We start from the raw sequence: 17,129 nt of genomic DNA, 5'->3' as shown, positions 1-17,129 counted from the left end.
GTCATCCTTCGCGTCCCCGGCCCCGGGTCAGTGCGAGGCGGGACGGCCTCGGCAGCTCCAGCGGGGTGACCCGGACCGGGGGTCGGGGTGGCGGCTCACCGTGGTTCAGCCGGTCGTGGTTCGGACGTCGTGGTGTGGGCACCGCGGGGTGGTGGCGGCCGGGCAGCACGCCGTGGTGCGGGTCGTCGGCGGGGGCGGGCGTACGGGCCGGCTCGGGCGGACGGGGCCGCGGCGACACCACCTGGCAGGCGGCCAGCGCCGCGCCGGCGGCGGCGGTCAGTTGCGGGTCCGGCTCGACCTCGACCGGCACCGGGAACGCGGCGCCGAGCAGCTCGGCGATGAGCGGGATCCGGGTGGACCCGCCGGTCAGCAGGACGGCGTCGAGGTCGGTGGGACGCAGCCCGGCGGAGAGTACGGTGCGCAGCAGCAGGTCCACCGTGGCCTGCACCGCGGGCCGGATCATCTCCTCGAAGTCGATCCGGGTCACGGGTACCCGGGCCGGGCCGGCCGGCAGGGTGAGCAGCACGTCGGTCTCGGTGCCCACCGTCAGCTCCCGCTTGGCTCGTTCGCACTCGGGCCGCAGGGCACGCAGGGTGGCGTACGTCTCCCGACGGCCGGCGGCGGCGAGTTCCCGGGCCAACACGGTCCGTACGTGCTCGGCGAGCGCCTCGTCGAAGTCGGCCCCGCCGATCCAGTCCAGCGCCTGCGGGAGGCCGAGGGTCTCGTACCGGCCGTGCGCGTTGCGCCGGACCAGGGCCGCTTCGAAGCTGTCCCCGCCGAGGGCGTACACCGCGGCGGTGCTGCCGGCGAACCCCCGGGCGGCGTGGCTCTCGGCGACGGTGATCGTGCGCGGCAGCAACGTCACGTTGGACAGTCCCAGCTCCCAGAGGGAGTTGCGCAGCAGCTCGCGGCGGTGCCGTCCCCACCCGGCGGGGTGGCTGAGCACCACCGCGTCGGCCGGTTCGCCCTCGCGGGCGAGGACCCGTTCCACCACCCAGGTCGCCAGTACGGCGGTGAGCAGATGCGGGGGACAGGCCTCTCCGGCCAGCAGCAGCGGCACGTCGTCACCGACCCGGTGCAGGAAGCCCCGGGCCGTCCGGCTGCCGTCCTCGGTGTCGGACTCACCGACGACGAGTGTCCCGTCGGCGCCGAGGTGCAGCACCGACGGCACGGTGGCGGCGCCGCTGTCCAACGTGACCACCTCGGGACGGGTCCAGTTGGCGCCGTGCCGCCGGGCCAGGGTGGCCGAGGTGGTCGTGCTCCCGATGTCGATCCCCAGGACGTACGGCATGTGCTTTCTTCCTCCGCCGGAGTCGGCCGGCCGCGGTTCCGCGGGTTTCCCGCGGGGTGAACGACCCACCCCCGGCAAATCCCCGTGGGCTCCTACGTTCGTACCAGACATGGCTCCGGCATCGGCCCCCTAAATCTGGCCGCCTCGGTTCCCCCAGTCCCCCTAACGGCCGATGGGGCCGAGGCCCTAATCGGGCGTCACGGATTGCGGGCCGTTCCCCGATGCCCGGCGCCGGACGGCGGTCATAGCGTCGCTGTCGACGAACGGCGGGAGACGACGCCCACATCCGAGGAGAAGCGGCACATGGACCAGACCCTGCACGACTTCGTGCTCAACCTGCTCACCGACCCCGACGCCCGGTCGGCGTTCGACCTCGACCCGGAGGGAGCGTTGCGGGCCGCGGGCCTCACCGACATCACGGCCGCTGACGTGCAGGACGTGGTGCCGTTGGTGGTCGACTACGCGCCGGTGCAGGGGCTCGCTCCGGTCGCCCCGGTGATCGGCGAGCTCGGTGCCGAGCCGTTGGTGACCGACGCCACCGACGTGGTCGGTCAGTTGCAGACGGTGGCGCAGCAGCTCTCGGTCACCAGCAGCTACAACGGGGTGGACGTCAAGGCGGGCGTACTGGGGGCCATCGCGGTGGACCCGGCCTCGGTCGCCGCCGGGGTGACGGTGCTTCCCGGCATCGGCCTGGGCGTCGGTCCCGGCGGCATCGGCACCGACCTGACCGGCGTGCACGACGTCGCGCACACGCTGGACGCGGACGTGGTCAGCGTCGTGGATTCCGTCGGGGACCCGGTGGTCGGGGACGTGACCGGGACCGTCGGCAGCCCGGACTCGGTGCTCGACGCCACCGACCACGGACTGCTCGGCACTCCGGAGAACCTGCTCGGCGGCTCGGACGGTCTGCTGGGCGGAACCGTCTCCGGCGCCACGGGTCAGGTCGGCGGCCTCGTCGACTCGCTCGGCGTCAACGACACCCTGGGCGGGCTGGGCCTGCACGACGGCGGCAGCGGGATCGTTTCGCCGGTTGACGTGCCGGGCACGGTCGGCGGCGTGACGCACCAGGTGGATGGGCTTCTTTCCGGCGTCACCGGCACGGTGGGCAGCGTGACCGGTGACGCCACCGACGGGGTGACCGGCGACGCCGGGGTCCACGGGGACGCTTCCGCGTCTCACGGCGGCGGTCTGCTGGGCATCACCGACGGTCTGCTCTGACCTCCCTCGGTCGGAGCGGGCGGGCCGGGTCGCCGTTGGCGGCCCGGCCCTTTCCCATCTTCGATGGCCCTCTTGATAATTGAGCCGAAATCCGCACACTTGGTGCGGTGATGGCGGGGATCTGGCTGGACGTGCTGGACGGGATCGCCCGTACGTGCCGCGAACACGGACGTGGCGATCTGCTGCAAGCGGTCCGGCAGAAGCGCGCGCAACTGCTCGACCCGACACTGCGGGTACTGGTCATCGGGGAGCCCAACCAGGGCAAGAGCCAACTGATCAACGCGATCGTCAACGCGGCGGTCTGCCCGGTGGGTGACGGGCGCACCACCGTCCTGCCGACGGTCGTGCAGCACGCCGAGGTCGCCGCGGCGGCCGTGGTCCAGGCCGCGGCGCTGCCGCCCGGCGGGTCGCCGGGGACCGCGCCGGCCAGCAATGTGGAGCGGATTCCCGTACCGGTGGAACGGATTCCGGCGGGCGTCGCCGGCACGTACGGCCGTCGCCCCGGCGGCGGCCCCGCGTACGTCGAGATCGGACTGCCGCGCGCGCTGCTCGCCGCGGGACTGGTCCTCGTGGACACCCCCGGCGCCGACGAGGTCGGTGCGTACGGCGGCACGGCACCGGTCGCCGCGCTGAACCGGGCCGACGCCGTGCTGCTGGTCTCCGACTCGACCCGTGAGCTCTCGGTGGCCGAGTTGAACGTGCTGCTGCACGTCACCCGCTCGCATCCGAACGTGCTGGTCGTGCAGAGCAAGACCGACCTGGTGCCGGACTGGCGGGCGGTGGCCGAACGCAACCAGCGGCACCTCGCCGAGGCCGGAGTGCCGGCAGCCCTGATCCCGGTCTCGGCGGCCCTGCGGCTGCGCGCGGCCGCCGCCGACGACCGTGCTCTCAACGCCGAGTCCGGCTTTCCCACGTTGATCGCCCGGCTGCATCGCGACCTGGCCGGTAAGGCCGACGTGCTGGCCCGGGCCACGGTGGGCCTGACCGCCCGGACAGTGGTCGAGCAACTCGCCGCGCCACTGCGCGCCGAGTTGGAGAGCCAGCAGGCCGAGGAGCAGTCCGGACCGATGTCCCGGCTGCACGCGGCCCAGCGTGAGGTCGAGGAGCTGCGCCGCTGTTCCGTACGGTGGCAGAACGCGCTCAACGACGAGATGGCCGACCTGCTGTCCGACATCGAGTACGACCTGCGCGACCGCACCCGCCAGATCCTGCGCGAGGTCGACGACGCGTTCGACACCGCCGACCCGCTGGTCGCCTGGGACACGTTCCAGGAGTGGTTGGCGCGCAGCCTCACCGAGGCGGCCGAGGCCAACCACGAGTGGCTGGTCCAGCGCTGCGACTTCGTCGCCCGCCGGGTGGCCGGCCACTTCGCCCGGTACGGCTACGACGTGCTGCCGCCCTGGTCGATGACGGTGCCGGAGGACCTGGCCGACCGGATGCCGGAGTTCGAGCAGCCCAACGTCGACCGCTTCACGGTCAGCCAAAAGGTGATCACCGGGATGAAGGGCTCGTACGGAGGCCTGCTGATGTTCGGTCTGGCGCTGACGCTGGCCGGCATGCCGATGATCAACCCGGTTTCGATAGGTGCGGGCGCGCTCTTCGGTGGCAAGAGCATCCGGGACGAGAGCAGGCAGCTGCTGCGCCGCCGCCAGGCCACGGTCAAGACGGCGGTCCAGCGTCACGTCGACGACTACTTCGTACGGGTGGTCAAGGACTGCCGGGATGCGACCCGCCAGGTGCAGCGGATGCTGCGGGACCACTTCGCCGCGCTGACCGACGAGCTGCAGGAGGCCATCGTCCAGTCACTGCGTACGGCCAAGCAGGCCGCCGACACCGACGCGGCCGTCCGCGACCAGCGGCAGCGCGAGATCAAGCTGAGGATGACCCGCCTCGCCGCGCTCTACGACCAGGCCCAGCAGCTGACCGCCGCCCGGCCGGCCGCGGTGCCGTTGGAGCCCCGGGCATGACCGTCGGTCTGCGCCTGGACGAGGCGGTCTGGGGACTGCTGCACCAGGCCCTGGAGCTGTACCGCGACGATCCCCGGGCCACCGGACACCTGCGGCACCAGCTCGCCCGGCTGGAGCAGCCGCTGCACGTCGCGCTCGCCGGCCCCTGGCGCGTCGGCAAGTCGACCCTGCTCAACGCGATGATGGGCGAGGAGGTCGCGCCGGTGGTCGGGGCCGACGGCAGTGGCGTCTTCACCTGGTACGAGGACGGTCCGCAGCCACGGGCGACCGCGTACTCGGCCAACCACCCGCCGCAGGAGCTGGCGATGGTGAAGTCGGCGACCGGGATGCGGGTGGATCTCGTCGGCTGGCGGGCCGGCGAGTTGCGCGACATCGTGGTGCGCTGGCCCACCCGCGCGCTGCGGCAGGTGACTCTCCTCGACACGCCCGCGATCACCGGCCCCGGGGAGCACGGCCGGTCGCCGGTGATGGACCGCGTGCTGCGGGATGCGGACGCGGTGCTCTACCTGACCCGGGACGGCCGGGGAACCGACCTGCGGGTGCTGGAATCCGGCCGGGACAGCGCGGTCGGACAGGCTGCCCCGATCAACACGATCATGGTGCTCGCCCGGTCCGACGAGACCGGGGGCGGAAAGATCGACGCGCTGCTCACCGCCCGCCAGCTCGCTCGACGCCAGCAGCGGGATCCGCGGGTGAACGCGCTCAGCGTCACCGTGGTGGCGTGCAGCGGACTGATCGGGCTGGCCGGCCGGGTGCTCAGCGAATCCGATTTCGCGGCGCTGGCCCAGCTCGCCACGGTGCCGAGGCCACAACTTGAGGGGTACCTGCTCTCCGCCGACCGCTTCCTCCGCAGCGAGCTGCCGGTGCCGCTGGACGCCGAGGTGCGGGCGGGGCTGCTGGACCGGCTCGGCCTGTTCGGGGTGCGGCTCGCCACCACCCTGGTGCGGACCGGCTGTGACAGCCGGGCGGCGCTCTCCGGCGAACTGATCCGCCGCAGCGGCCTCGCCGAGCTGCGCGAGTCGGTCAACCGGTTCTTCGTCGACCGCCGGGACACGCTCAAGTCCCGCTCGGCGCTGGCCGCCGTCGAGGCGCTGCTGCGGGCCGAGCCCGGGCGGGGCACCGCCGAGCTGCTCGCCAACGTGGAGCAGATCCTGGCCGGCGCCCACGAGTTCCGGGAGCTGCGCCTGCTCGCCGCGCTACGCGACACCCGGCTCGGGTTCGACGCCGAGGTCGCCGCGGAGGCGCGGCGGCTGGTCGGCGGTGACGGGGTCGGCCTGGCTGCCCGGCTCGGCGTCGAGCACGACGCGGGCGTGCGGCGGCTCTGGGAGGCCGCCGCCGAGGCCCAGTGGCGCTGGCGGGACCGGGCCGAGGACCCCCTGCTCCGGCTGGCCCAGCGGCGCGGGGCGCAGGTCGTCGTCCGCAGCTGCGAGGGGATGCTCGCCGAGCTCGCCGAGGGCGGCCGGTGAGCCGCGGCGCCGGAGCCGGCGCAGCCAGTGGATCGGGCGGACCCGCTCCAGCGGCAGGAAACCGGCCATCGCGGCCAGGTGCGGTGCGAACGAGATCGTGATGGTCGCGAAGGTGACCAGGTGGAACGAGTAGAAGAAGCCGACCGTCCACAGCCGCCACCGGGCCGGCACCAGGAAGACCAGCGGGCTGGCCAGCTCGAAGGCGATGATGCCGAACTGGGCGACGATCAGCAGGTACGGAACCTGCGCGATCAGGTCCGCCAGGTCCGTACCGCGCCGGATGATCGCCCGGGCCAGGACCGAACCGGTCAGCCAGTCCAGACCGCCGAAACGCAGCTTCGCCCAGGCCGCCAGGAAGTACGTGCAGACGACGGCGATCTGCGTGACCCGCAGCGCCCAGCCGGCCGCCTCGCACCGGGTCGGATCACCGTGCCGCGCCCGGCCGACGGTGGGAAGCACGGCGAGCGCGACGAGCAGGCCGAACCGGTCGTGGTCGACCTTCCCGTAGCTCATCGCAATGATCATCCACTCGAGGTAGAGCGCGAAGACCGACCAGCCGAGCAGCCGGGGTGCGCGTCCGCTCGCCGCGAGCAGTGCGAGCCCCAGCAGGGTCCAGAAGATCACCGCGACCAGCGCCGGGGTGGGCGTCGGCAGGTGCGCCAGCCGGCCGACCAGCAGCGGCTGGTAGAGATCGCCGGGCACGTTGACCCGGGTGCGTACCCAGGGCGTGAAGAACACCAGGTCGGCGGCGACGAAGAGGTAGATCAGGGTGCGGAAGGCGGCCACCCGGCCACGCGGCACCGGCTCGGTCAACCAGCGGATCATGCGGGCACCTGCCAGCTGACCACCGTCTCGTCGGTGTACCGGCCGGTCGGGCGACCGTCCTGGATGCCGATCCAACGGATCACGATGCGGACCTCGACCAACGCGGGCGCCTCCGGGTGCCGTTCGGCGTACGCGTCGGCCACCTCGGCGAGCCGCGCCGGGTCGGCGACGTACCGGCTCTGCTGGCCCTCGATCTCGGCTCGGCGGATGCCTGTCGCGTCCTCGCCGAGAGCCACCACGGCACCGGTGCGGTCGACCCCCTCGACGCGGGTGTCCGGGGCGGGCGCGTCGGGCGGGTTGGACGTCGCGTACATCCGGAAGGGTCCGAACGGGAAGTGGTCGTCGGCGCCCCAGAGCGTGCCGGCCAGCAGGACGGCCAGGCCGAGCGCTGTGGCGCCGACTCGGGCCGCCCGTCCTCGGCGGGTCAGGGTCTCCATCGGATCGTGACCCTACGGGAAGGAACGGCCGATGAGTGTCCCTCAGACAGTCGACGTCCCTCGACCGGTACGGCGATCATGTCGGCGGGCGGCGGGCGCGCTGCCGGCCACGGGGCCGGTACGCGGACGGCCGGACCTCCTTCGCGGGGGCCCGGCCGTCGGCCGTGAATCTCGTCGGCTCAGTGCTTGTGCTCGGCCAGCTGCCGACGGACGTCGTCCATGTCGAGCGCCTCGACCTGCTCGATCAGGTTCTCCAGCGCCGACTCGGGCAGGGCGCCCGGCTGCGCGAAGACGATCACACCGTCCCGGATCGCCATGATGGTCGGGATGGACCGGATGTCGAACTTGGCGCCCAGCTCCTGCTGCGCCTCGGTGTCGACCTTGCCGAAGACGATGTTCTGGTGCTTCTCCGAGGAGCGCTCGTAGACGGGGGCGAACCGCTTGCACGGGCCACACCAGTCGGCCCAGAAGTCGACGAGGACGATGCCGTCCTTGCCGGTCACCTCGTCAAAGTTCGCCGTGGTCAGCTCGACGGTTGCCATTGAAGTCTCCGATCAGCGCGCTATACGTACGCCCCGTAGAACCAGGGTTGACCGCATCGCATTCCCGCCTCCCGGCTGACGAAACGGCGCGCGGCCCGATGTGTCCCTCGTGCGGCGGGTTATCGACCCGCGTCTGTCAGTGTCCGTCCTGCGGAACGCAACTGCGTCATGCATTTGCGTGACCAAGGGTGATGGGAGCGCTTCCACACGTACGGGCACGATTGACCGGTGCGAATCGGTAAGTTGGGGCTTGACAAGGAGCTATCTCATGCGTAGAGATCGCTCATGAAAAGGTATGCGAACACGGAGAGTGTTGTTACAAAAAGGTAAATGTGATCTGGCTCTCTGGTGCAACCGGACGGGCGTACGGCAAAATCTTCCGCATCAGAGCGTGGGCGGCGGGTGCCGGGGAGGGCCCCGCCGCTCATTGCGTCCCCCCTCGGATGTGGCCCGCGTGACATTTCCGCCCGGCCTCCGTCCCGAGCAGCACCTTAGCGATCGATAAGGCATGCTGTGCCGAACTCCATCGCCGCCCGTCGAAGGGGACCAGGATGCAGTTCGGCCGTTACTACGAGGAGTTCGAGGTCGGCGCGGTCTACCGGCACTGGCCGGGCAAGACCGTCACCGAGTACGACGACCATCTGTTCTGCCTGCTCACCATGAACCACCACCCGCTCCACCTGGACGCCCACTACGCGGAGTCGGCGACCCAGTTCAAGCGCAACGTCGTGGTCGGCAACTACGTCTACTCGCTGCTGCTGGGCATGTCCGTGCCCGACGTCAGCGGCAAGGCGATCGCCAACCTCGAGGTCGAGTCGCTCCGACACGTGGCACCGACCTTCCACGGCGACACCGTCTACGGCGAGACCACGGTGCTCGACAAGCGCGAGTCGGCCTCCAAGCCCGACCGGGGCGTGGTCTCGGTCGAGACGCGCGGTTACAAGCAGGATGGGACGCTGGTCTGCGTGTTCCGCCGCCGCGTGATGGTCCCCAAGCGGGAGTACGCCCTCCGCGATGTGCCCGAGGGCGTGGACCCGGAGCGTCCGAGTTTCCCCGAGCCCCGCTGACCCGGCCGCCGAACAGCACCGGCCCGCTCGCGTCCCGAGCACGCGGGGGCCGCGCGGCCGGCCCGGCGTCCCCGACGAGTTTCGGCCCCTTCCTCGTGTTCCGGTGGGGAAGGGGCGCTTTTCGCGATCCGGGGCATATGCTGACGCCGGAGGTCCCGCGATGAGCGAGCGCAGCGAGCGAACCGTCAGGCTCAGCGCGTCGGTGCCTCGTGGCGCCGCGGCGCGAAGCGGAGCGGCGGCATGAGTCACTCCGTCGCCGGAGAGCCGCCCTCTGCCGGCCGCCGCGCCGCACCCATGACCACCGCCGTCTACTCCGCCGCCGAGTGGGATCTGCTCACCAGCCTGCCCGGCAGGGTCCTCGCGGCCGCCGCCGCGCCCGGTCCCGGCCGGCCGCGGCGCGGCGTGACCGAAGGGCTCGCCGGACTGGAGGCGCTGACGGCCGGTCGTTCCTTCGACAGCGACCTCGTCCGTGCGGTGGTCACCACGATCTACGCCCGGCCCGACGGTCAACCCGTGCCCGGCAACGGAAGCACCGACCTGGTCGATCTGCTCGCCGCGTGCCGGGAGGCGGTGCGAGTGCTCGACCGCCGGGCCGACCCAGCCGACTCGGCCGCGTACCGGCAGTGGGTGCAGTCGGTAGCGGCCCGGGTCTGCCGGGCGCTTCCACCCGGCCGGGTGCGGTCGGTCGGCGAGTCGCCGGCCGACCGGCGCTTCCTGGACCGCCTCGGCGACGCACTGGGCCTGCGCTGAACCGCCCACCCCGACTCCGGGTGGGGGCGCGGCATCGCCGTACCCTCTGGTGATCGTGACCGGTGACCAGCTCGACGTCGGTGTGGGCCCCTGGACGGGTGACCCGCCGGAGGACCCTCGGTACGACCCCGAGCTGCTCGCCGAGGGGGACCGGCGCAACGTCGTCGACCGCTACCGCTACTGGCGCCGAGAGGCGATCGTGGCGGACCTGGACGAGCGCCGGCACGACTTCCACGTGGCGATCGAGAACTGGCAGCACGACTTCAACATCGGCACGGTGGTACGCAACGCCAACGCGTTCCTCGCCGCGGAGGTGCACATCGTGGGGCGCCGGAGGTGGAACCGGCGCGGTGCGATGGTCACCGACCGCTACCAGCACGTCCGGCACCACGAGACGATCGAGGAGTTCGTGGCCTGGGCGGCCGGGCTGGAACTGGCGGTCGTCGGCATCGACAACCTGCCCGGCTCCCGTCCGCTGGAGACGGCCACGCTGCCGCGGCGCTGCGTGCTCCTCTTCGGTCAGGAGGGGCCGGGCCTCTCCGAGCCGGCGCGCGTCGCCTGCACGCAGGTCTTCTCGATCGCGCAGTACGGCTCGACCCGATCGATCAACGCCGGCGTCGCGAGCGGAATCGCCATGCACGCCTGGATCCGGACGCACGCCGGACCGCCCCCGGACTGAGACGCCCGCCGGGTAGGGCTTGTCGTCCGGGCCACGGCGAGCGCGACCTGATCGGCGCGTCCGCCGTACCTCTGCCACGCCCACGTACGGATGACAAGACTCGGCGTGTCGCGGGGATCCTTGTCGCGATGGGACGGATACGGCCGCTCGGCTTGACGGCTCCGCCGCGTGGGGTGACGGTAGGAAGGTGAGCGTCGCGGTGAGTTGTCCACGTTGCGGTGGGCCCGTCCGGCCACCCGACCTCATGCACGCCGAATCACGGTGCGCGGGTTGCGGGCCGGTGTCGCCGCTGCACGTGCCCGAGCACATTGGAGCCGAGATCGTCGCCAGCGTGGTGGAGCGGATCGTCGCCGACGCCGATCCGCCCCGGGAGTCGGCCACGCCGCTGTGGTGCCCGTGGCCGCTGCCGACCGGCTGGACGATGACCGGCGTCGCGTACGCGGGAGACGACCGGACCGGCGTGCGGGCGACGGTGGTGGCCTGTGCGGGTCCCGCCCCGCTCGGCGGTGGCCCGGCCGACCTGCTCTTCATCGCCGAGGAGCCGGGGGTGGGGCTGGGCAACCGCTTCGCCGCCATGGTCGGACCGGATCCGGGCCCGCAACTGGCGGAGGCGCTCAGCGAACCGGGGCCCGGGCACCCGGGACACATCGGCCAGGCTCGGATCAAGGTGGCCGGGCATCCGACTCCACTGTGGCTGGTCAATTCGCCGGCGGATCGAAGCGCGTACGCCGGCGAGGCTCGGGGATTGTGGCTTCATGCGATAGCCTGGCCGGCGAGCGCGGGGCACCTGCTCGCGGAGGATGTCGTGCTGCACGACCTGACTGAGTGGACTCCCCCCGAACTCGTGTACGGCGCTCCATCTCCATATCTGCACGGGAAGGCTTGACAACCCGACCCGGAATGACGGAGAACGGACGCAGATATTCACTGTACGACACCGCACTGATACTCTGGGTGCCGCTGCGGTAATGGGACCCGGCGCCGCGCGAGAGGATGGCCCGCCATGGTCAAGAAGGTCCTCACCTGGGCCGGTATCGCATTCTTGATCTTCTTTGTCGCCTACCGGCCGAACTCCGCGGCGGACGTGTTCAAGTCGCTTGGCGGCGGGATCATGGACATCGCCCAGGGCTTCGGCGATTTCTTCACCAGCCTGGTGGCCTGATCGCCGATGGGTAGCCCCCCCGGTCCGCCCTTCGACCCGGACGATCCCGATCGGGAGCGTCGGGAACGCGACACGGAACCGATCCCCCGGGTCCCTCCGGAAGAGGGCCCCGGCTACGGCTCGGGCGCCGGTCTCTCGGATGGTCCATCGTTCTCCGACGACGCCGGCTACGGCGACGGCCCCGGCTACGCGGGCGAAGGCCGGTCCGGCCGGGCCTGGATCCGCGATCCGGAGGGTGGCTACCAACCTCCGCCGATCTCGGAGGACGAGTTGGCCGGGCTGCGTGCCGACGCGGCCGGCAACACCCCCCGGCGGGTGCTGCCGTTGGAGGACGAGCCCAGCTCGCTGGTCGCCCGCTACCTCTTCCCGACCGAGCGTTACCGGGGCGAGTGGAAGCGGCACTGGATCCACCTCGCCACGCCGATCCTCGTCGGCATCGCGGCCACGTTCGTGCTCGGCTACCTCTCCGGCTTCCTCGCTGGGCAGAACGTCGGCGCGCTCACCACCGTCGCGGTACTGCTCTGGTTCGCCGTGATGGGCTGGGTGGCCTGGCGGGTCGCCGACTGGTGGTATGACCGTTTCATCCTCACGAACAAGCGCGTGATGGTGGTCAACGGGATCATCACCCGGCGGGTCGCCATGATGCCGCTGGTACGGGTCACCGACATGAAGTACGAGCAGACCCCGACCGGCCGGGCGCTCAACTACGGCACCTTCGTGCTGGAGTCCGCCGGTCAGGAACAGGCGCTCCGGGAGATCAAGAATCTGCCCAACCCCAACGAGCTCTACCTACGTGTGGTCGAAGAGATGTACGAGCCGCAGGCGGTCGAGGCCCGGCTGGGCAAGGAGGCGGACGAGGCCAAGGCCGACGACGGCGCCTGACGGGCTCCCCCGAAAGGTGGGATGAACTGCACACCTGTGGATCTCGACCCGGGCCGACCACCCATGGCAGCCTGGTTGGTTCGGGCTCTCAGGAGGTGTTCAGTGGCCGGCAGAGATCAGTCGGAGGAGGAGTTCCGCGACTTCGTCGCGGCTCGCTCCGCCGCTCTGCTGCGCACCGCCTACCTGCTCGCCGGCGACTGGGCCACCGCCGAGGACCTGCTCCAGACCGCGCTGACGAAGACCTACCTCGCGTGGCGGCGGCTCGGCGGGATCGAGGCGGTCGAGCCGTACGCCCGGCGCGTCCTCGTCAACACGTCGACCAGTTGGTGGCGGCGGCGCTGGCACGGTGAACGCCCCACCGACGTGCTCCCGGAGCGGGCCGGTACCGACGAGATCGAGCGACAGTTGGACCGGGACCTGCTCTGGCGGCACCTGCGTGCCCTGCCCACCCGGCAGCGCGCGGTCCTGGTGCTGCGGTTCTACGAGGACATGTCCGAGGCGCAGACCGCCGCCCTGCTCGGCATCTCGACGGGAACGGTCAAGAGCCAGACCTCACGCGCCCTGGCCACGCTGCGTCAACGGATGGGTGCCGAGGTCGCGCTCGAGCTGCCGCCGGAGCAGGCCGCCGAGCCCGCCCGGCCGGGCCGCGTGCCCCGGTCGCGGATCACGCAGACCCGGCTTGAGCGGCAGACCGGGCCGATCGTGACCGCGGCCGGCTCGGTGGAGGCGTCCGCCGGCACTGCGTCCGTCGGGGCCCCGTCGGCGAGCGTCGCCGCGTCGCCGGGGCCAGGAGAGATCGCGCCTCCGTCCGAGGGCGGCGACCAGCCGGCCGGCAAGCCGCGACAACGCCCCACGCGACGCGACGACGCGAACTCGGAACCCGTCGTGGCCCTTCTCTCCGGCGTTCCGGCGCCGGCTGTCGCCGGGGAGCAGGGGTGAACCCGGTCGTCCGTGACAACCGGAGCGGCCCTCCGGCGCGTCCATTCCACGTGACGCAGGACGAGCTGGAGCGGGCGGTCCGGGAGAGCCTCGCCCAGCAGGTCGCCGCACCCCGGCCGGCCGCGGCGGATCCGGCCGGGGCGGCGATCCGCCGTGCCCGGCGGACGCAGCGGAAGCGGACGATGACCGGACTGGCCATGGCCGCCGTGGCGACCGTGGTGGTCAGCGCCGGGGTCGTTCAGCTCGGCGACGTGACCCGGCGGCCGGCCCAGCCCCCCACGGTCGTGCTCGGTGATCCGTCCAACCAGGCCCGGCCCGAGCCACTGCCCTCGGACGCCGGGACCGTCGACGGGCGACCGGCCGACCCCGCCGCGAAGGCCGACGTGCTCGTCGGTGGCGCGATCCTCAGCGCCGGCGGCGCGCGGGTGGCGCTCGCCGGAGTCGGTCCGGCGGAGCGGGCCCAGTGGTTGCCGGAGAACGCCGGATGGTTGGTGATCGGTGCCCCCTCCCCGGCCGGTCGGACGCTCTGGGCCGTCTCGCGTGACGGCACGCCGAGGGTGCTGCTGGACGGCGCGGAAGTGATCACGGTCGCCGGGAACGGCCGGCAGGTCGCCTGGCGGGACGGCGACGAGATCGCGACCGCCGGCCTGGTCCGCAGCGAGCTCATCGCGCCGGTACGCACACCCGCGCCCGCCGGCGCCGCACCTGTGGGTTTCGTCGGGGACTCCGTCCTGGTGCGGCTCGACCCGGCCCACCCCGGGCACGCGCTCTGGAGCCCGGCCACGGCACCGCTCAAGGCCGGATCCGACCGGAGCACGCTGAACGTCTACGGTGCCCTGCCCGACGGCCGGCTCGTCGGCCAGGTCCTCGACAAGGTCTCCGGCCTTCCCTGCCTGGCCCTGCTCGACCCGTCCCGATCGCTGGCCCCGCTCCGCACGGCGTGCGATCCGACGTTCAGCCGGGACGGGCTCGGCGCCGTCTCCCCGGACGGACGGTGGCTGCTGGTGAACGGGAGGGCCAACGGGAAGGCCAACGCCCTGCTGGTCGACTTGGCCCAGATGGGCGTCGCCCGTCCGTCCGGGTCGGACGGGCCCCTGACGGCCCTGCCCGCCGGGCCGCCGCTGACCGGCGCGGTGGCCTGGAACCGGGTCGACGAGGCGGCCTACATCGACGACTCGGGCAGGTTGGTGCGGCTCACGGCGGAGCGGGTGCAGGCCGGCTCGGCCGGTGTCCCCGCTGCCGTGCCGGGAGTGGATGCCGCGAACCGCCCAGTGGTGGTCACCGGCTCCGTCGGAGGTACGTGACGTGCCGTGCCGGTGTCTGCGCGGAGCCGCGCCGGCGGCCCTGCCGGCCGGGCGGGACGGTAGCGTCGGGCGATGATCTCCGACAGCGGCCGCCGGATAGACCTGCACGCTCACTCGACGGCCAGCGACGGCACGTTGAGCCCTGCTGAGCTGGTACGGGCCGCCGCGGACGCCGGGCTCGACGTGGTGGCCATCACCGACCACGACACCACCGCCGGCTGGGCACCGGCGCTGGCCGCGCTGCCGGCCGGGCTGAGTCTGGTACGCGGCGCCGAACTCTCCTGCCGTTGGTTCGGCGCGGACCCGCCGGTGCCGCTGCACCTGCTCGCGTACCTCTTCGATCCGGATCATCCGGAGTTGGTCGCCGAGCTGGCCCGGGTACGCGCCGCGCGGGAGGCACGCGGCGAGCGCATCGTGGACCTGCTGCGGGCCGACGGGATCGACGTCGACTGGGCGGAGATCCTGACCGCCGCGGCCGGCGGCACCGTCGGCCGCCCGCACATCGCCCAGGCCCTGATCCGGGCCGGTCTGGTGGGCACCACCAGTGAGGCGTTCGGGCCGGACTGGCTGGGCGAGCGCTACCGGCTGCCCAAGGAGGACATCGAGGTCTTCCACGCCGTCCGACTGGTCCGGGCGGCCGGTGGTGTGCCGGTCTTCGCCCACCCACGCGCCAGCCGCCGGGGCCGGGTGGTGCCGGACGAGCTGATCGCCCAGCTGGCCGCCGCCGGCCTCGCCGGGTTGGAGGTCGACCACGAGGACCACTCAGCGCAGGAACGGGCGCACGTCCGCGCCCTCGCCGCCGAGCTCGGGCTGCTGGTCACCGGATCTTCCGACTTCCACGGCACGCACAAGACGGTCCGGCTCGGTGCGTTCACCACCGCCCCGGACGTGTACGAGCGGCTTGTCGCGGAGGCCAGCGGAGTGACCGGGATCGCTTCCGGCTGATCCGCGTTTCGGCCCGTAGCAGCGCGGCTACCTTGATCAGGTGGATCTGAAGCTTCTCGGTGAGGTCTTCGTGACCTTGCTGGTGATCACCGACCCACCGGGCATGATGCCGATCTTCGTCGCGCTGACCGGTCCGCTTCCGGCCCGGGACCGGAACCGGGCGGCCTGGCAGGCGGTCGCGTTGGCACTCGGTGTGATCGTGGTCTTCGCCGTGGCCGGACAGACGCTCCTCGACTACCTGCACGTCGACCTGCCGGCGCTCCAGGCGGCCGGCGGGCTGCTGCTGGTGCTGGTCGCGCTGGAGCTGCTGACGGGCAAGGGCGACGAGCCGAGCGGTCAGTCCACCTCGAACGTCGCCCTGGTGCCACTCGGTACGCCGCTGCTCGCCGGTCCCGGCGCGATCGTGGCGACCATGCTCTTCGTCCAGCAGGCGGAGGGCCTGGCCGACTACACCGCCATCGCGGCGGGCATCATCTCCGTGATGATCGCGGTCTGGATCGTCCTCCGCTTCTCCGGGGTGATCGTCAAGATCCTCCGGCCGGGCGGGATCGAGGTCCTGACCCGGATCGCGGGCCTGCTGCTGGCCGCCATCGCGGTGCAGCTCATCGCCGACGCGGTCGCCGCGTTCGTGCGGCACTTCGCGCACACGGTCTGAGCGGGCCGCCGCGCTGTCGTACGCCGATGGCAGGATCTCGGGTGTGCGACGACCCTCTTCAGCAGGCCGACCGTCCTCCACCGGTGGCCGCGCGCCCCGCCCCCGAGCGGAGCAGGCCGAGCAGCTCGGTTTCGAGGGAATGCCCGAGCGGCTGTTCGTCTGCACGCCGAGCAAGCTGGGCGCCTATGCCGATTGCCCACGCCGCTACCGCTACGCCTACGTCGACCGTCCCGCCCCGCCGAAGGGGCCTCCGTGGGCCCACAACTCCCTCGGCGCGAGCGTGCACACCGCGCTGCGCAACTGGTACGCGCTGGCACCGGAGCGGCGCCGTCCGGAGGCGCTGGCCGGGCTGTTGCGGGGCACCTGGGTGCGCGAGGGCTACCGCGACGAGGAGCAGGAAAGGGCCGCCTACCGGCGGGCGCTGAGCTGGCTGGAGGCGTACGTCGAGACGCTGGAGCCGGATGTCGATCCGCTCGGCGTCGAGCGGGTGGTGGCGGTCAAGACGGCGGTGCTGGCCTTCAACGGCCGGGCCGACCGGATCGACTCCCGCCCCGGCCCCGACGGCCCCGAGCTGGTCATCGTCGACTACAAGACCGGCCGCACCGGGCTCGACGCCGACGACGCCCGGGGCTCGCAGGCGTTGGCGCTCTACGCGTACGCGGCCGAGCGGACGTTCCGCCGGCCGTGCCGCCGGGTCGAGCTGCACCACCTGCCGACCGGCACGGTCGCCGGGCACGATCACACAGTCGAGTCGCTGGCTCGGCAGCTGAGCCGGGCGGAAGAGACCGCCCGGGACATCATGGCCGCCGAGAAGGCGGTGGCCGGCGGTGCGGATCCGGACGAGGCCTTCCCCGCGGACCCGAGCCCCCGATGCGGTTGGTGCGACTACCGGCGCAGCTGCCCGGCCGGCAGCCAGACGCCGGGCAAGGACCCCTGGGCGGCGGTCGAGCGCCCGGCCGAGGGTGCGCCCGCACAGGAGTGACGCGCGAGTGGTTACGGT

At 72.5% G+C, this 17,129-nt stretch carries 17 protein-coding genes; 13 read left to right on the top strand and 4 right to left on the bottom strand.

Features of this window, described 5'->3' with window-relative positions; all coding sequences use genetic code 11:
- Nucleotide 1 precedes the first annotated feature (1 nt).
- Nucleotides 2–1,291 carry an Hsp70 family protein gene (locus BXA10_RS13190; RefSeq protein ID WP_076470626.1) on the bottom strand — a complete coding sequence of 430 codons (1,290 nt, stop codon included), beginning with the start codon at nt 1,289–1,291 and terminating at the stop codon, nt 2–4.
- Nucleotides 1,292–1,594: 303 nt separating this feature from the next.
- Between BXA10_RS13190 and BXA10_RS13185 the strand changes: the two genes are divergently transcribed.
- Both BXA10_RS13185 and BXA10_RS13180 read left to right on the top strand, forming a co-directional pair.
- Complete coding sequence (locus BXA10_RS13185) at nt 1,595–2,509, top strand: IniB N-terminal domain-containing protein (protein ID WP_076470625.1); 915 nt, start codon at nt 1,595–1,597, stop codon at nt 2,507–2,509.
- Nucleotides 2,510–2,619: 110 nt separating this feature from the next.
- Nucleotides 2,620–4,476, top strand: a complete 1,857-nt coding sequence (locus tag BXA10_RS13180; protein WP_084752691.1) for a dynamin family protein — start codon at nt 2,620–2,622, stop codon at nt 4,474–4,476.
- 1,196 nt (nt 4,477–5,672) lie between these two features.
- Here the strand turns inward: BXA10_RS13180 and BXA10_RS13170 are convergent.
- The 3 genes from BXA10_RS13170 to trxA all read right to left on the bottom strand — a co-directional run bounded on the left by BXA10_RS13170 (nt 5,673) and on the right by trxA (nt 7,746).
- The gene (locus tag BXA10_RS13170) at nt 5,673–6,767 is read right to left on the bottom strand and encodes an HTTM domain-containing protein (RefSeq protein WP_245828231.1); all 1,095 of its coding nucleotides are present in this window, start codon (nt 6,765–6,767) and stop codon (nt 5,673–5,675) included.
- Nucleotides 6,764–7,204, bottom strand: a complete 441-nt coding sequence (locus tag BXA10_RS13165; RefSeq protein ID WP_076470622.1) for a hypothetical protein — start codon at nt 7,202–7,204, stop codon at nt 6,764–6,766. The genes BXA10_RS13170 and BXA10_RS13165 overlap by 4 nt, the downstream gene beginning before the upstream one ends.
- Nucleotides 7,205–7,383: 179 nt before the next feature.
- Entirely contained in the window at nt 7,384–7,746 is a 363-nt protein-coding gene (trxA, locus tag BXA10_RS13160) for a thioredoxin (protein WP_076470621.1), read from the bottom strand.
- A 551-nt stretch (nt 7,747–8,297) separates the two neighbouring features.
- Here trxA and BXA10_RS13155 point away from each other — a divergent pair.
- The 11 genes from BXA10_RS13155 to BXA10_RS13110 all read left to right on the top strand — a co-directional run bounded on the left by BXA10_RS13155 (nt 8,298) and on the right by BXA10_RS13110 (nt 17,111).
- On the top strand, nt 8,298–8,813 hold the full coding sequence (locus BXA10_RS13155) for a MaoC family dehydratase (protein ID WP_076470620.1): 516 nt from the start codon (nt 8,298–8,300) through the stop codon (nt 8,811–8,813).
- Nucleotides 8,814–9,053: 240 nt separating this feature from the next.
- Nucleotides 9,054–9,563: a hypothetical protein gene (locus BXA10_RS13150; RefSeq protein ID WP_076470619.1), complete on the top strand. Its 510-nt coding sequence runs from the start codon at nt 9,054–9,056 to the stop codon at nt 9,561–9,563.
- A gap of 55 nt (nt 9,564–9,618) precedes the next feature.
- Nucleotides 9,619–10,242: a TrmH family RNA methyltransferase gene (locus tag BXA10_RS13145; RefSeq protein ID WP_076470830.1), complete on the top strand. Its 624-nt coding sequence runs from the start codon at nt 9,619–9,621 to the stop codon at nt 10,240–10,242.
- Nucleotides 10,243–10,429: 187 nt separating this feature from the next.
- Nucleotides 10,430–11,128, top strand: coding sequence for a DUF6758 family protein (locus BXA10_RS13140; protein WP_342742885.1), 699 nt, complete (start codon nt 10,430–10,432; stop codon nt 11,126–11,128).
- Nucleotides 11,129–11,245: 117 nt separating this feature from the next.
- Nucleotides 11,246–11,404: a hypothetical protein gene (locus BXA10_RS31475; protein WP_007455302.1), complete on the top strand. Its 159-nt coding sequence runs from the start codon at nt 11,246–11,248 to the stop codon at nt 11,402–11,404.
- A 6-nt stretch (nt 11,405–11,410) separates the two neighbouring features.
- Nucleotides 11,411–12,286, top strand: coding sequence for a PH domain-containing protein (locus BXA10_RS13135; RefSeq protein ID WP_076470617.1), 876 nt, complete (start codon nt 11,411–11,413; stop codon nt 12,284–12,286).
- A gap of 102 nt (nt 12,287–12,388) precedes the next feature.
- Complete coding sequence (locus BXA10_RS13130; protein ID WP_245828230.1) at nt 12,389–13,225, top strand: SigE family RNA polymerase sigma factor; 837 nt, start codon at nt 12,389–12,391, stop codon at nt 13,223–13,225.
- 50 nt (nt 13,226–13,275) lie between these two features.
- Complete coding sequence (locus BXA10_RS13125; RefSeq protein ID WP_245828229.1) at nt 13,276–14,529, top strand: hypothetical protein; 1,254 nt, start codon at nt 13,276–13,278, stop codon at nt 14,527–14,529.
- A gap of 72 nt (nt 14,530–14,601) precedes the next feature.
- The gene (locus BXA10_RS13120) at nt 14,602–15,474 is read left to right on the top strand and encodes a PHP domain-containing protein (RefSeq protein ID WP_076470615.1); all 873 of its coding nucleotides are present in this window, start codon (nt 14,602–14,604) and stop codon (nt 15,472–15,474) included.
- Between the two features lie 40 nt (nt 15,475–15,514).
- Nucleotides 15,515–16,129, top strand: coding sequence for a MarC family protein (locus tag BXA10_RS13115; protein ID WP_076470614.1), 615 nt, complete (start codon nt 15,515–15,517; stop codon nt 16,127–16,129).
- A 139-nt stretch (nt 16,130–16,268) separates the two neighbouring features.
- Complete coding sequence (locus BXA10_RS13110; RefSeq protein ID WP_425436067.1) at nt 16,269–17,111, top strand: RecB family exonuclease; 843 nt, start codon at nt 16,269–16,271, stop codon at nt 17,109–17,111.
- Nucleotides 17,112–17,129 lie beyond the last annotated feature (18 nt).

The organism is Micromonospora avicenniae (genome assembly GCF_900156065.1).
Taxonomy (GTDB): domain Bacteria; phylum Actinomycetota; class Actinomycetes; order Mycobacteriales; family Micromonosporaceae; genus Micromonospora; species Micromonospora avicenniae.
Note: the sequence above shows the minus strand (reverse complement) of the source record. Positions and strands in the feature narration are given on the sequence as shown.

Coding starts and splice junctions, on each gene's coding strand:
- BXA10_RS13190 (WP_076470626.1), bottom strand. CDS start 1,291: ATGCCGTACGTCCTGGGGATCGACATCGGGAGCACGACCACCTCGGCC.
- BXA10_RS13185 (WP_076470625.1), top strand. CDS start 1,595: ATGGACCAGACCCTGCACGACTTCGTGCTCAACCTGCTCACCGACCCC.
- BXA10_RS13180 (WP_084752691.1), top strand. CDS start 2,620: ATGGCGGGGATCTGGCTGGACGTGCTGGACGGGATCGCCCGTACGTGC.
- BXA10_RS13170 (WP_245828231.1), bottom strand. CDS start 6,767: ATGATCCGCTGGTTGACCGAGCCGGTGCCGCGTGGCCGGGTGGCCGCC.
- BXA10_RS13165 (WP_076470622.1), bottom strand. CDS start 7,204: ATGGAGACCCTGACCCGCCGAGGACGGGCGGCCCGAGTCGGCGCCACA.
- trxA (WP_076470621.1), bottom strand. CDS start 7,746: ATGGCAACCGTCGAGCTGACCACGGCGAACTTTGACGAGGTGACCGGC.
- BXA10_RS13155 (WP_076470620.1), top strand. CDS start 8,298: ATGCAGTTCGGCCGTTACTACGAGGAGTTCGAGGTCGGCGCGGTCTAC.
- BXA10_RS13150 (WP_076470619.1), top strand. CDS start 9,054: ATGAGTCACTCCGTCGCCGGAGAGCCGCCCTCTGCCGGCCGCCGCGCC.
- BXA10_RS31475 (WP_007455302.1), top strand. CDS start 11,246: ATGGTCAAGAAGGTCCTCACCTGGGCCGGTATCGCATTCTTGATCTTC.
- BXA10_RS13135 (WP_076470617.1), top strand. CDS start 11,411: ATGGGTAGCCCCCCCGGTCCGCCCTTCGACCCGGACGATCCCGATCGG.
- BXA10_RS13120 (WP_076470615.1), top strand. CDS start 14,602: ATGATCTCCGACAGCGGCCGCCGGATAGACCTGCACGCTCACTCGACG.
- BXA10_RS13110 (WP_425436067.1), top strand. CDS start 16,269: ATGCCCGAGCGGCTGTTCGTCTGCACGCCGAGCAAGCTGGGCGCCTAT.